This is a genomic window from Xanthomonas sp. 60 (assembly GCF_011761925.1).
In genome coordinates this window covers 590,858-604,070 of sequence record NZ_JAASQW010000002.1, presented here as the reverse complement: position 1 = coordinate 604,070, position 13,213 = coordinate 590,858, and the positions used below count along the sequence as shown (strand labels likewise).

The following is a 13,213-nucleotide window of genomic DNA, read 5'->3' as shown; positions in this document are numbered from 1 at the left end:
CTCGCGGGGTTGGGTTACTTGGAGGACGTCCGTTCCAGCGCGAGCAGCAGCTTCCACTGCGCGGCGGTCACCGGAAACACCGAGAGCCGGTTGCCCTTGGCCACCAGCGGGAATCCTTCGCCAAGCGCCTCGGCATGCTGCTTGATCGCTTCCAGAGGGATCACGTGCGGCAGCCTGCGCTCGAAGGCCACGTCCACCAGCATCCAGCGCGGTTGCTCGCGCGTGCTTTTCGGGTCGTAGTAATCGGACTCCGGATCGAACTGGGTGTCGTCGGGGTAGGCGCTGCTGGCCACCGTGGCGAGGCCGACGATGCCGGGGACCTTGGTGTTGGAGTGATAGAACAGGATGCCGTCGCCGACCTGCATGCCATCGCGCATGAAGTTGCGCGCCTGGTAGTTGCGGACGCCGTTCCAGGGCTCGGTGCCGACCCGTTCGAGATCATCGATGGAGAACGCGTCCGGTTCGGACTTCATCAGCCAGTAGCGCTTGCGGGCGGTCATGCGGTCACGGAGGTGGGAAGGAAGGTGCTCGCTTCGGTGCAGATCGCGTCGACCCCCACGTCCCAGGACGCCAGCGGCACTGCCTCGACCTGCTGCACGGCGAACGCGGCGCCGACCAGCCAGGGCGGGGCGGGGCGATCCTGCCGGAAAGCGAAGCTGCGATCATACCAGCCGCCTCCCATGCCGAGCCGCGCGCAGCGCGCGTCGAAGCCGACCAGTGGTGTCACCACCAGGTCCATGGCGTGGGCGGGCAGCATCGCGTCCGGGTCCAGGTCCGGCTCCGGAATGCCGAAACGGTTCTGCCGCAGCGGCTGCCCCGGGCGCCACGGCGCGAAGCGCAGGACGTCCCCCTGCAGCACCGGAAGGCAGTAAGTAACGGCCTCGGGCAGGGTGAGCTGCCAGCGGTGCAGGGCGATCTCGCCATCCATGGCCCAGTAGCCGGCCACATGGCCGCGTGCCGGCGCGAAGGGCAGCGACAGCAGGTTGTGGGCAAGGCGATCGGCGGCATCGATGCGGGCAGCGGCCGGAAGTGCGCGACGGGCCTGGCGCAGGGTGGCGCGCAGGTCACCCCGGGCGGCGCGGCTGGGATCGGTCATCGGCGGTTCGGGCTCGACAGGCAGCGGGGTTGCCATTGTGCCGCGACCTGCCGCGGAAAAGACAAAGGCGGCATCCGAAGACGCCGCCTTTGTACGAACTGCATTCTCCGCAATGACGATGCATGCGAAACGACCTTGAACCCAGGGGCTCAAGTGGGAACGCTGGGGAACCATCGGGCTTCCCGCTGCAAGGCGGACCTGCACTCCCGGCGCCGTCGCGCTCCCGGTGTCGTTCTTAAGGGACAAGGCGAATGTTTGCACATGCCGTCGTGTACCGCAGAGAACGCAGGGACAGTATAGCGGTGCACACGCCGCGCGATAGTCCGTCCGTCGGCTGCATTGCAGGGAAATTCAGCATGCGCGGCCATTCATGGAAGCGGCCATGAACACCGCATCAGCAGCGCGTGAGATGCACGCCCGCCTTCCGTCCATCAGGCGTCGATGGCGCGATCCAGGCGGCGATTGAGATCGGCCAACGTCTGCTGCAGGGCCACGGCCTGGCGTGCATTCTCATCGCGCAGCTGCTGCAGTTCATGCGCCAGGTTCAAGGCCGCGAGCACGGCCACGCGGTCAACGGCCGCCATGCGGTTGCTGCCGCGGATCTCGCGCATCTTCGCATCCAGCAGCCGTGCGGCGGCCATGAGGCTTTCGCGTTCCTCAGACCCCACGCCGACGGTGTAATCGCGATCGAGGATCTTGACGTTGACCGGTTCGGCGCCACTCATGTGTGCTGCTCCAGCGATTTGAGGCGGGTGATCATCGCTTCCACCCGCGAGCGTGCCTGTTCGTTCTTGGACAGCAGCATCGAACGTTCGGTCACCAGCTGGTCCTGCGCCTGGCGCAGACTGCGGTTTTCCTCGGCCAGCCGCTGGTTGCGCTCAAGCAGCGCGTCCACCCGGGCGGCAAAGGCCTGCAACTGGTCGAAAGGGCTGGCGGGATCCATGGCGGCAAGAGTCTCAGGGGTGATGGTGACGGTCAAGCGCCACGCGGCGGCTGCCGAGGAGCGCACGGCGTTCTAAACTAGTCCATCGGCGTCACCGTACGGGCGGCGCCTACCTTGTTTCCTGACGAGTCCCAGACGAGCCGCATGATGACCGAACTTCCTTCCGTTGACGACGTGAACCGTGCCAGCCAGGCCCTCGGCCTGGGCGCCAGCGCCGCTGAACTGCATGGCGGCCTGTGTGGCTGGCTGGCGGCGGGCGGCGCCCCAGGCAACGACTGGCCGGCGCGCGTGCTGGCCGACGACGCGCTGGCGCCGGTAGCCCAGGGCAGCGCTCTGGCGCAGCTGGTGGAAGCCACGGTGACCCAGCTGGAAGACCGTGATTTCGGCTTCGAACTGCTGCTCTCCGACAGCGATCAGGTCGAGCAGCGCGCCGATGCCCTGTTCACCTGGGCGCGCGCGTTCCTCGGCGGCTTCGGCCTGGGCTCGGGTGCGCGCCGCCCGGCGCTGTCCGAAGAAGGCGATGAGGCCCTGCGCGACCTGGCCAGCCTGGCCAGTGCTTCCAGTGACGACTTCGACAGCGATGGCGAAGGCGATGATGAAGCGCTGGCCGAGATCGAGGAGTTCATCCGCGTGGCGGTGCTGCTGCTGCATGGCGACTGCGTGATGGCCGCGCGCCATCGCCAGAAACTGAACTGATGGACATCGGCCAGCGCACCGGCATCAGCGCCGCCGAATACAGCGACCGCCGCCGTCAGCTGATGGAGATGGTCGGCGACGATGCGATCCTGGTGCTGCCTGCCGCCTCGGAGAAAGTACGCAGCCTGGATACGCACTATCCGTACCGGCAGGATTCCGATTTTTGGTACCTGACCGGCTTTGCCGAGCCCGAGGCGGTGCTGGTGCTGATCCCCGGGCGTCGCCACGGCGAGGTGATCCTGTTCTGCCGCGAGCGCGACCCCGAGCGTGAAGCCTGGGATGGTGCGCGCGCCGGGCAGGAGGGCGCGGTCCGGGATTTCGGTGCCGATGACGCCTATCCGATCGATGACCTGGACGACATCCTGCCCGGGCTGCTGGAAGGACGTTCGCGGGTGTACTACCACTTCGGCCGCGATGCCGAGTTCGATCTGAAGCTGATCGGATGGGTGAACCGCGTGCGTTCGCAGGTCCGCCACGGCGCGCAGCCACCGCACGAGTTCCTTGAGCTGGGGCACCTGCTGCACGAGCAGCGGTTGTTCAAATCACCGGCGGAAATCGCGCTGATGCAGCAGGCGGCGGACATCAGCGTGCGGGCCCACGAAGCCGGCATGCGGGCGGTGCGCGCAGGGCTGCACGAGTATGCGTTGCAGGCCGAGATCGAGCGGGTGTTCCGGGCCAGCGATGCCTGTCCGGCCTACGCGAGCATCGTGGGGGCGGGGCGCAACGGCTGCATCCTGCACTACCGCGACAACAACGCGGTGGTGGGCGAGGGCGACCTGGTCCTTGTCGACGCCGGGGCCGAGTACCGCGGCTATGCGAGCGACATCACCCGGACCTTCCCGGCCAGCGGCCGGTTCAGTCCCGAGCAGCGGATCCTGCACGATCTGGTCGGCGCCGCGCAGGCCGCGGCGTTGGCGCAGGCGCGGCCGGGCGTGCCCTACGAGGCCGGCCACCTGGCGGCCGTGCGGGTGCTGACCGAAGGGCTGGTGCGGCTGGGCCTGCTGCAGGGCACGGTGGACGACAACATCGCCCGGGGCGAGTACCAGCGCTTCTACCGGCACAAGACCGGGCATTGGCTGGGGCTGGACGTGCATGATGTCGGCGACTACCGGGTGGCCGGGGAGTCGCGCCTGCTGGAGCCGGGCATGGTGTTCACGATCGAACCGGGTCTGTACATCGGGGCAGACGACACCCGGGTGGCGCCGCGCTGGCGCGGGATCGGCATCCGTACCGAGGACGATGTCCTGATCACCGAAGACGGGCATCAGGTACTGACCGACGCCTTGCCACGCAGCGCGGATGAAATCGAGGCGTTCATGCGCGGCGCCTAGCGCCGGGCGCTGCCCGGCCCGGACGTCAACGGAAAAGGCGCCGGGCATCCCCCGGCGCCGTCGTCATGCCGCAGCGAACACCGGGCGGGTCAGGTTGTCCGGTTCACCGTCTGTGCACACCACCTCGTCCTCGATGCGGATACCGCCGTAGGGACGGAAGACGTCCACACGGTTCCAGTCGATGCTCTCGGCGTGGCCGGCCCGCTTCACCTCATCCAGCAGCATGTCGATGAAGTACACGCCGGGCTCGATGGTCACCACCATGCGCGGCTGCAGCACGCGGGTCAGGCGCAGGTAGGGGTGGCCCTGCGGACGCTCGATGCGTGTACCGGCGTCGTCGGCGGCGAAACCGGCCACGTCGTGCACCTGCAGTCCGATCGAATGGCCGATGCCATGGGGGAAGAACGCTGCGCTGACGCCCGTCTCCAGCGCCGTCTGCGGCGACACGCGCAGTACGCCGAAGTCCTTCAGCACGGTCATCAATGACAGGTGCGCGTCGATATGCAGCTGGCGGTAATCGAACCCCGGACGAACCGCCGCGCACATGCGCTGCTGGGCCGCGTCCACGGCCTGCACCATCGCGGCGAACTCGTCGTGGCCATCGGCTGCGTAGGTACGCGTGATGTCACTGGCGTAGCCGTGCGCGCTGGCGCCGGCATCGATCAGGAAGCTGCGCAGCGGCTGCGGCGCCTGCCGGCCCAGCTCGGTGTAATGCAGCACGGCGGCATGTTCGTTCAGCGCCACGATGTTGCCGTAGGGCAGCTCGTTGGCGTCCTGTCCGACCGCCGCGCAGTACGCCATGTGGATGGAGAACTCATCGGCGCCGTTGCGGAAGGCCGCCTCCGCGGCACGGTGGCCACGCACGGCCGAGACCTGCGCCTGGCGCATCAGCGCGATCTCGTAGGGCGTCTTGAAGGCGCGGTGGTACTCGAGGTAGTTCACCACCGCCGCCGGGTTGTTTGGTGCCCAGTCGCCGAGGGTGCTCTGTGCCTCGCCCAGTACCGCGCAGCGCGCGCGGTCCTTGGGCAGCAGCGCCAGTGCTTCTTCCGGGGTGCGGATGATGTGGATGTCCACGTGGTCCACCCACCAGCCCGAGGGCGCATCCGGCACCACGTGCCAGTAATCGAAGGGCTGGTGGAAGATCACCTGCACGCGCTTGCCCGGCGTGAACACCAGCCAGCTGTTGGGCACGCGGGTCAGGGGCAGCCACGCCTTGAACTGCGGGTTGACCGCGTACGGATAATCGCGGTCGTCGAACACGTGGTAATGCAGGGTGCCGCTGGGCACCACCAGATGCTCGAAGCCGCCGCGTGCCAGCGCTGTTTCGGCACGCTGTGTGAGTACGGCCAAGTGGTCGGCGTACAGGACGCCGGGATCGTGCTGGATCATCGGGTGGGCTCACGGAAAAGACAGACCCCGAATTGTGCCGCAAGCCATCGCGCCCTGCTGTGCCGGAACCGGCGCGCAGGGCGACGTGCGAGGCAGGCTCAGGTCGAGGTACTGTCCTCGCTGACCCACTCGCGCAGCAGCTGGCGGTGCTCGCGTCCCAGGGTCAGGAACCGGAAGCCGGCCCAGGATTGTCCGGGGACATGCGCCGGCTCGGTCCACAGCAGGTGCACGCCCACGTCCACCTCGGCGTGCCGGCCATCGCCGAGCAGCAGCGGGAAGCGCAGCTGGTACAGGGCGTCTTCGCACAGCGGCACGGAGGCGAGCATCAGCAGGCCGGTCTCGGACACATTGCCCAGGCGGCCGATGATCTGCCCGACCATCTGGTCGGTCACCGGGACGCGGTCGGCGACCTGGCGACGCGGCGCGCGCCGGGTATCGGGCGCCGCCTCGGCAGGCGCCGGGGCGGAATCGCGCGGAGCGGTCACGCGGCCACCTCCTGTGCAGAGGTTCCGGCGAGCGCGCGCAGCGTGCGCAGCGTCGCCTGCCATGCCCGGTCGACCAGGCGTCCCTTGTCCTCGGTGACGATGCGGGCCTGGTCATGCGCCATCAGCCGCGCCAGCCCGTCCAGCGTATGCTCGGCGACCTTCTGCCCCCGCGCATTGACGAACAGGGCATGGTCGGTGAGCAGGCTGTACCAGGACAGCCGCTGCCGGCGCAGGTCGCCCTGCTGGTTGGTGACGAACTCGAACCATGTACCGAAGGGCAGCGCGCACAGCTGGCGATAGCAGTCCTCCTCGACCGTGCTGCGCACCAGCGGCGCCTGGCGGCGCGGTTCGCTGCCCTCGCTGGGGCCACCCAGCCGGGCGCGTGATTTGAGGCGCGCGGTGAGCTCGGTCCGCGAGCTGGTGTCATCCTCGCCGCCCGGGCTGGACAATCGCCGGGAGATCGCCTGCGCTTCCTCGCCGTGATAACCGACCTGCAACAGCGCTTCTTCGATGGACGCGCCCAGCAGCGCCGTGCCCGGCGTGTCGGTCCCCGGCGTGCACGCCGTGAGCTGGGCGATCTGTGCGGTCTCTGCCAGGCGCTGCTCCCATTGCGGCGAGGTTTCGCCATGCCGCAGCTGGGTGAGGGTGAGCACATCGGCCCAGGCCTGTCTGAGCAGGACCTGGACGAACCGCGGCGGCCCGGCTTCCTGGCAGGCCGTTTCGATCAGCGCACCGGCCTGCTGGCGTGCGAAATCCAGCCGCTCGCGGCCACGTGCGGCTTCCACGTGGCGGCGTTCGGCCAGCTCCGCCTTGTGCACGGCGGCGCGGAAATGCTCCTGGACCTGCTCGTTGGCCGCAGCGAATACAGCGGGATCGTCGTGGAACTGTTCGACCACGGTATCCACCGCGGCACCGAGCCGCTGGGTCAGCTGCGGATCCACATCGTCCTCGCCGAGCCAGATCGCGCCCGCCTCGGCGATGGTGTTGAGGAACTCGCGTGCCGGATGCTCGTCGCGGACGAAGAAGCCCGGGTCGGCCAGCGCCGCGCGCACCAGCGGTACCTGCAGGCGGCCGACCAGGTCCTGCGCCGGCGGCGTGGGCCGGGTGTGCTGCTGGATCTGCTGGAACAACAGGCCGAGCAGCTCCAGCGTGTCGTTGTCCTTGACCGTCAGCGCGGCCCGTTCGCCATGTTCGGCCCGTAGTTGCGCGAGCAGTGCAGCCTGCAGATCGGCCATGCTGTGCGGCCGCGCGCCCTGCGCGATGCGCGCCTGCAGCTGCGAGAGGATGGCATCCACCGTGGCCCGGGGCATGGCCTGCAGGGGCTCGGCCGGGGCGGCTTCCCGGTGTTCCGTGGCACGCGGCTCGGGCAGGGACGAAGGGGGGCCTGCAGCCGGTAGGCGGGTCGCCGCTGACAGGAGCGCGGGGGCCGCGGCAGTGGAGGCGTCGGCCTGCGCTGCGGCCGCAGGGGACAGCGCCTCGATGCCACCGTCGCGCGCGCCCGCCAGCAGCTGGTGCAGGGCCGTCATCGCCGGCGCGGCAAGATCCATCGGCAGCGGCGGTGGCAGGTCGTCCGGCGCCGGGCCTGGATGCGCAGGCCCCTCATGATCGAGTGTGGCGGGCACGGCCTGCTCGCTTGCATGGCTGCCGCCGACCACCTCCTGCACCATCGCCGACCACGATCCGTTGGTGGTGCCGCCGTTCCAGGCGGTGAGCGGTGCGGCGATCGTGCGGCGTGCAGGTGCTGCGTCCCCGGTGCGCGCCGGCCCGGTGACGATGCGCCGGGTCGCGGCCGAGCGGGCCAGGTAAGGCGTGTGCACCAGGCCGGGCAGCACGCCCTCATGGTCCAGCAGCAGGTTGGCGCGTTCCAGCAGCTCGCCGAGCCGCTCCAGCACCTGCCGTTCGAAACTGCGGTACAGCGCCAGCTGCGCGTCCAGTTCCAGGCCCGCCTGTTCGCCCAGGCGACGCAGCAGAACGCACAGCCCGGCCGGGCCGAATGGCACGTGCTCGGGCTCGATCGCAGGGCGCGCCGCCAGCACGGCCAGGCGTTGCCCCAGCAGCTGCAGCGCGTTGGCCGAGCGCTGCATCTCGCGGCGGACGATGTCCTTGAGCACGATGTCGCGGTCGATGTCGATGTCATCGACCAGTGTCAGCGTGGCCAGCGCCTCGCGCGGTGGTTCGGCCGGCGCGGTGAAGGCCGGCGCAGGCAGTCCGCCGGCACCGAACAGGGCGTGCAGGGCGTGCACCAGCTCATCCAGGAAGCGGTGGCTGAAACCCTCCGCGAACGGGTGGACCTGGCGGGCCTGCGCAAGCAGGTCGGCCTGGATCTGGCTGTTGCGCGCACGCTCGGCCTCGCGCATGAGCTCGCGTTCCAGCTCCACGACGGTCAGGGTCAGCGGCGCGGTCAGCGACTTCCGGGCCAGGCCCAGCAGCATTCCCAGCAGTTCCTTGACGCGCTGGGGTGCGGTGACATCGGCGAAGCGTTCGGCGTCTTCGGGCAGCGATGGCGGCACGGGTGACATGGTGGAGGGCGTCCGTTTTCCCTGGCTTGGCCACGGAATCTACTCTGTCGCCTCCGGCCGCGCTAGCCGGGCAGGAACAGCTCCACCACGTCATTGGTGAAGCGCCGGCCCAGCTCGGTCGGCCGCAGGATCGGCTCCGGCTGCACGTGGCAGCCGGTGGCTGTGCAGTCGTGGCCTTCGCCGCCGTGGGCGGGCACCGGTCCGGCGGGGTCTGCCGGACCGCCGCCGACCTGTTCCAGCCACCCCTTCGCAAGCGCCTGTCGCAGCGGCGCGGCGATCGCGCTGCGCGCCAGCCCGGTACGGGACTCGAAGTCGGACAGCGTGAAGCCCTCATGCAGGCGCAGCAGGTTGAGCATGTACTCGAAGGGCAGGCGGGTGCTGTCGATCAGTTCATCGCCACCGAGGTTGGCCGCTGTGCCCGCGCTGTCCATGTACGTCTGCGGGTGCTTGAGTTTCCAGCGGCGCTGCACGTGCTGGCCGGCCCCGGAACTGATCTTGCCGTGCGCGCCGGCTCCGATGCCCAGGTAATCCCCGAAGCGCCAGTAATTGAGGTTGTGCGCGCTCTGCCGGCCCGGGCGGGCATAGGCGCTGACTTCGTAGTGCTGGAAACCGGCCTCGGCGATCAGCGCCTGGCAGTGCTCCTGGATGTCCCACGCGCTGTCTTCGTCCGGCATGCCCTGCGGTGGGCGGGCGTAGAACACGGTATTGGGTTCGAGGGTGAGCTGGTAATGCGACAGGTGGGCCGGCTGCAAGGCGAACGCGCGCTGCAGATCGGCCTCCGCGCCGGCCAGGGTCTGGCCCGGCAGGGCGTACATCAGGTCGATGTTGAAATTGTCGAAACCGGCGTCCTGCGCCATCTTCACCGCACGCTCGGCCTCGGCGCTGTCGTGGATCCGGCCCAGCCGGGTGAGTGCCTGGTCATCGAAACTCTGGATGCCAAAGCTCAGCCGGTTCACGCCGGCCGCGCGGTACGCGTCGAAACGGCCATGTTCGGCCGTGCCCGGATTGGTCTCCAGGGTGATTTCGGCGTTGGGCGCGAAGCGCAGCCGCGCGGCGGCCTGGTCCAGGAAGCGGGCGATCGCATCGGCCGGGAACAGGCTGGGCGTGCCGCCCCCGAAGAACACGCTGTGCACCACCCGGCCCCATACCAGCGGCAGGTCCTGGTCCAGGTCGCGCAGCAGGGCATCGATGTAGGCCTCGAACGGCAGCGCGCCCTTGGCCTGGTGCGAGTTGAAATCGCAGTAGGGGCACTTGCGCACGCACCAGGGCAGGTGCACGTACAGCGACAGCGGAGGCGGGATCAGGGTGGACATCGAGCGAGCGCGGGCCGGTGTTACAGCGCGAGTGCGGCGAGCTGCTGCTTGAGCTGCTGCAGCGCGAGCGCACGGTGGCTGAGGGTGTTCTTGAGTGCCGGTTCCATCTCCGCGGCGGTCAGGCCGTGCGTGGGGTCCAGGAACACCGGGTTGTAGCCGAAGCCGTTGCTGCCGCGTGGCGCGTCGACGATCACGCCCTCCCAGCGGCCTTCGCAGATCAACGGTTGCGGATCGGTGGCATGGCGCAGCAGCACGATAACCGCGAAGAAACGCGCGGTGCGCCGCGCGGCCGGCACATCGCGCAGGTCGTGCAGCAGCTTGGCATTGTTGGCGGCGTCGTCGGTCGGGCTGCCGGCATAGCGCGCGCTGTACAGGCCCGGGGCACCGCCAAGGGCATCGACGATCAGGCCGGAATCATCGGCGATGGCAGGCAGGCCGCTGGCCTGGCACGCGGCGCGCGCCTTGATCAGGGCGTTCTCCACGAACGTCAGTCCGGTTTCCGGCACATCGCCCACGCCCGCCTCGGCGGCCGAGACGATCTGCAGCGGCAGGTCGGCGAGCATGGCCCGCAGTTCCTTGAGCTTGCCAGCGTTGTGGCTGGCCAGAACGAGTTGATTCATGCGCGCGGCTCCAGCAGGTCCCAGGTGTTGCCATACAGATCGCGGAACACCGCCACGGTGGCGTAAGGCTCCACCCGCGGCGCTTCCAGGAACGTCACGCCGGCAGCCAGCATCGCGGCGTGGTCACGGGCGAAATCATCGGTTTCCAGGAAGAAGGCCACGCGGCCGCCGGTCTGGTCGCCTACGCGTGCCGCCTGCACATCGCTGCCAGCGCGTGCCAGCAGCAGCGCCGCACCGCCCTCGGCGGTGGGCGAGACGACCACCCAGCGCTTGCCACCGCCCTGGTCGATGTCCTGCTGCAGGTGGAAGCCGAGCACGCCGGTGAACCACTGTATGGCGCGGCCATAGTCGTCCACCAGGTAGGTGGTCAGGGCCAGGCGGCGGCTCATGCGGACAATGCTGCCTGCTGTGCGGCAAGCAGTTCGGTCACGCCCTTGTCGGCCAGCGCCAGCAGGGCATCCAGTTCGTCGCGACGGAACGCGTGGCCTTCGGCGGTACCCTGCAGCTCGATGAAGCCGCCGCCATCGTTCATCACCACGTTCATGTCGGTATCGCAATCGCTGTCTTCGGCGTAATCCAGATCCAGCACCGGGGTGCCGCGGTACACGCCCACCGAGACCGCCGCGACTGCGCCGATGATCGGGTTGCGCTTGATGTCGCCACGCTTCATCAGCAGGTTCACCGCATCGGCCAGGGCCACGTAGGCGCCGGTGATGGCCGCGGTACGGGTACCGCCGTCGGCCTGCAGTACATCGCAGTCCAGGGTGATGGTGCGCTCACCGAGGGCGTTGCGGTCCACGCAGGCGCGCAGGCTGCGGCCGATCAGGCGCTGGATTTCCAGCGTGCGGCCCCCCTGCTTGCCTCGTGCGGCTTCGCGATCGCTGCGGGTATGCGTGGCACGCGGCAGCATGCCGTACTCGGCGGTCACCCAGCCTTCGCCCTTGCCGCGCAGGAAGCCGGGCACGCGGTTTTCCACGCTGGCGGTGCACAGCACGCGCGTTTCGCCGAAGCACACCAGCACTGACCCTTCGGCATGGCGGGTGAAGCCGCGTTGGATGACGACCGGGCGCAACTGGTCGGGCTGACGGCCACTGGGACGGGAGAAGGACATGCGTGGGGTTCCATGAAAGCTTGGGGAACGCGCCCTCGCCGGGATCCGATGCGGGCCGGCGGGGAGGCTGGGACAGGGCCGCTAGGGTACCATTCCCCCTTTGGGAGCATCAGGAACCCCCCATGATTCGAAGCATGACTGCCTGGGCCGGCGGCGAGCGCGCCACCGCGTGGGGCACGCTGGGCTGCGAACTGCGCTCGGTCAACCACCGTTTCCTCGAAGTGGGCACCCGTCTGCCCGAGGAACTGCGCGCACTGGAGCCGCAGCTGCGCGAGCGCATCGCGGCGCGGCTGAGCCGTGGCAAGGTCGACCTGGTGCTGCGCCTGCGCGCGCCGGAGTCCGCTGCCAGCCTGCAGGTCAACGAGGCGTTGCTGGGCCAGCTCGGCCAGCTTGCGCACCGGCTGACGTCCGACTTTCCGAACCTGCAGGTGAGCTTCACCGATCTGCTGCAGCTGCCGGGCGTGCTGCGGGGGGAGGGCACCGATGCCGCCGCCCTCCAGCTTGAGGCGCTGGCTCTGCTGGACCAGGTGCTGGCCCAGTTCGTGGCCGCGCGCGAACGTGAGGGCGATGCGCTGGGCGCAGCCATCAGCGAGCGCGTGGACGGCGTGGAGCGCATTGCCGCCGAGGTGCGCACGCTGATCCCCGCGATCCGCGAAGGCCAGCGCGCCAAGCTGGCTGCACGCCTGGCGGACCTGCCGCATCCGGTGGATCCGGGCCGCGCCGAGCAGGAGCTGGTGATGTGGCTGCAGAAGCTCGACGTGGACGAGGAACTGGACCGCCTGGGCAGCCATGTGATCGAGATCCGCCGCGTGCTGAAGCAACGCGAGCCGGTGGGCCGGCGCCTCGATTTCCTGCTGCAGGAGTTCAACCGCGAAGCCAACACCCTCGGCTCCAAATCGGTGGATGCGCGCACCTCGAGCGCCGCCGTGGAGCTGAAAGTGCTGATCGACCAGATCCGCGAACAGGTGCAGAACATCGAATGAGCAACCCGCCGACCCCGTCCACCGCGCCCGCGCGTGGCACGCTGTACATCGTCGCTGCGCCCTCCGGGGCCGGCAAGAGCAGCATCGTCAACGCGACGCTGGCCCGCGATCCGCAGATCGCCCTGTCCATTTCCTTCACCTCGCGCGCGATGCGTCCGGGCGAGGTCAATGGCGAGCACTACCACTTCGTCAGCGCCGAGACCTTCGAACAGATGATCGCTGCCGGCGATTTCTTCGAGCACGCCTGGGTCCACGGGGATTGGAAAGGCACGGCGCGGCAGTCGGTGGAGCCGCAGCTGGCGGCCGGCCAGGACGTGCTGCTGGAGATCGACTGGCAGGGTGCGCAGCAGGTGCGCCAGCTGGTGCCCGGGACCGTGACGGTGTTCATCCTGCCGCCGAGCCGGCAGGCGCTGCAGGACCGCATGCGCAAACGCGGCCAGGACAGCGAGGCGGTGATCGCCCAGCGGCTCGGTGCGGCGCGCGAGGAAATGCTGCACTTCAACGATTTCGACTACGTCATCGTCAACGAAGTCTTCGAGACCGCCGTGGATGAACTGTGCGCCATCTTCACCGCCAGCCGTCTGCGGCGCGAGGCGCAGAAGGTGCGCCACGCCGGGTTGATCCAGGCCCTGTTGACCCCGGAAGCGGGCGCAACTGACTGATTGCAAAAGGGCAGGGCAGGGCTCAGCTTGAGTTCTACCTGCCCTTGCCCTTACACTCCGTCCCC

15 protein-coding genes and 1 other RNA gene are annotated in these 13,213 nt (G+C 69.1%); 4 read left to right on the top strand and 12 right to left on the bottom strand.

The features are described from left to right. Positions 1-14: 14 nt before the first annotated feature. The 5 genes from FHY09_RS06605 to FHY09_RS06585 all read right to left on the bottom strand — a co-directional run bounded on the left by FHY09_RS06605 (position 15) and on the right by FHY09_RS06585 (position 2,039). Positions 15-500 (bottom strand): EVE domain-containing protein, encoded by a 486-nt coding sequence (locus tag FHY09_RS06605; protein ID WP_166925364.1) that lies wholly within the window; start codon positions 498-500, stop codon positions 15-17. Next, the gene (locus FHY09_RS06600; protein WP_166925543.1) at positions 497-1,096 is read right to left on the bottom strand and encodes a 5-formyltetrahydrofolate cyclo-ligase; all 600 of its coding nucleotides are present in this window, start codon (positions 1,094-1,096) and stop codon (positions 497-499) included. Before FHY09_RS06600 ends, FHY09_RS06605 begins: the two co-directional genes overlap by 4 nt. 100 nt (positions 1,097-1,196) lie before the next feature. Continuing rightward, a non-coding RNA gene (ssrS, locus tag FHY09_RS06595) (6S RNA) lies at positions 1,197-1,382 on the bottom strand. Positions 1,383-1,527: 145 nt separating this feature from the next. Beyond that, positions 1,528-1,821: a cell division protein ZapA gene (locus FHY09_RS06590; RefSeq protein WP_166925362.1), complete on the bottom strand. Its 294-nt coding sequence runs from the start codon at positions 1,819-1,821 to the stop codon at positions 1,528-1,530. Then, on the bottom strand, positions 1,818-2,039 hold the full coding sequence (locus FHY09_RS06585; protein WP_166925360.1) for a TIGR02449 family protein: 222 nt from the start codon (positions 2,037-2,039) through the stop codon (positions 1,818-1,820). The genes FHY09_RS06590 and FHY09_RS06585 overlap by 4 nt, the downstream gene beginning before the upstream one ends. A 147-nt stretch (positions 2,040-2,186) precedes the next feature. On the opposite strand from FHY09_RS06585, the gene FHY09_RS06580 reads away from it, so the two are divergent. Continuing rightward, on the top strand, positions 2,187-2,735 hold the full coding sequence (locus FHY09_RS06580) for a UPF0149 family protein (RefSeq protein WP_166925358.1): 549 nt from the start codon (positions 2,187-2,189) through the stop codon (positions 2,733-2,735). Between the two features lie 5 nt (positions 2,736-2,740). Continuing rightward, positions 2,741-4,066 (top strand): aminopeptidase P N-terminal domain-containing protein, encoded by a 1,326-nt coding sequence (locus FHY09_RS06575; protein ID WP_456362725.1) that lies wholly within the window; start codon positions 2,741-2,743, stop codon positions 4,064-4,066. Between the two features lie 63 nt (positions 4,067-4,129). Here the strand turns inward: FHY09_RS06575 and pepQ are convergent, their stop codons facing one another. The 7 genes from pepQ to rph all read right to left on the bottom strand — a co-directional run bounded on the left by pepQ (position 4,130) and on the right by rph (position 11,503). After that, on the bottom strand, positions 4,130-5,455 hold the full coding sequence (pepQ, locus tag FHY09_RS06570; protein ID WP_166925354.1) for a Xaa-Pro dipeptidase: 1,326 nt from the start codon (positions 5,453-5,455) through the stop codon (positions 4,130-4,132). A gap of 98 nt (positions 5,456-5,553) precedes the next feature. Then, positions 5,554-5,940, bottom strand: a complete 387-nt coding sequence (locus FHY09_RS06565) for a PilZ domain-containing protein (RefSeq protein WP_456362719.1) — start codon at positions 5,938-5,940, stop codon at positions 5,554-5,556. After that, positions 5,937-8,459, bottom strand: coding sequence for a DUF1631 family protein (locus FHY09_RS06560; protein WP_166925350.1), 2,523 nt, complete (start codon positions 8,457-8,459; stop codon positions 5,937-5,939). The genes FHY09_RS06565 and FHY09_RS06560 overlap by 4 nt, the downstream gene beginning before the upstream one ends. 62 nt (positions 8,460-8,521) lie before the next feature. Next, the gene (gene hemW / locus FHY09_RS06555) at positions 8,522-9,772 is read right to left on the bottom strand and encodes a radical SAM family heme chaperone HemW (protein WP_166925348.1); all 1,251 of its coding nucleotides are present in this window, start codon (positions 9,770-9,772) and stop codon (positions 8,522-8,524) included. A 20-nt stretch (positions 9,773-9,792) separates the two neighbouring features. After that, complete coding sequence (rdgB, locus tag FHY09_RS06550; protein ID WP_166925346.1) at positions 9,793-10,392, bottom strand: RdgB/HAM1 family non-canonical purine NTP pyrophosphatase; 600 nt, start codon at positions 10,390-10,392, stop codon at positions 9,793-9,795. After that, positions 10,389-10,781 (bottom strand): VOC family protein, encoded by a 393-nt coding sequence (locus FHY09_RS06545; RefSeq protein WP_166925344.1) that lies wholly within the window; start codon positions 10,779-10,781, stop codon positions 10,389-10,391. Before FHY09_RS06545 ends, rdgB begins: the two co-directional genes overlap by 4 nt. Beyond that, positions 10,778-11,503 carry a ribonuclease PH gene (gene rph, locus FHY09_RS06540; RefSeq protein WP_166925342.1) on the bottom strand — a complete coding sequence of 242 codons (726 nt, stop codon included), beginning with the start codon at positions 11,501-11,503 and terminating at the stop codon, positions 10,778-10,780. The genes FHY09_RS06545 and rph overlap by 4 nt, the downstream gene beginning before the upstream one ends. Positions 11,504-11,625: 122 nt before the next feature. Between rph and FHY09_RS06535 the strand changes: the two genes are divergently transcribed. After that, positions 11,626-12,486 (top strand): YicC/YloC family endoribonuclease, encoded by an 861-nt coding sequence (locus tag FHY09_RS06535; RefSeq protein WP_166925340.1) that lies wholly within the window; start codon positions 11,626-11,628, stop codon positions 12,484-12,486. Beyond that, positions 12,483-13,148: a guanylate kinase gene (gene gmk, locus FHY09_RS06530; RefSeq protein ID WP_166925338.1), complete on the top strand. Its 666-nt coding sequence runs from the start codon at positions 12,483-12,485 to the stop codon at positions 13,146-13,148. The genes FHY09_RS06535 and gmk overlap by 4 nt, the downstream gene beginning before the upstream one ends. Positions 13,149-13,213 lie beyond the last annotated feature (65 nt).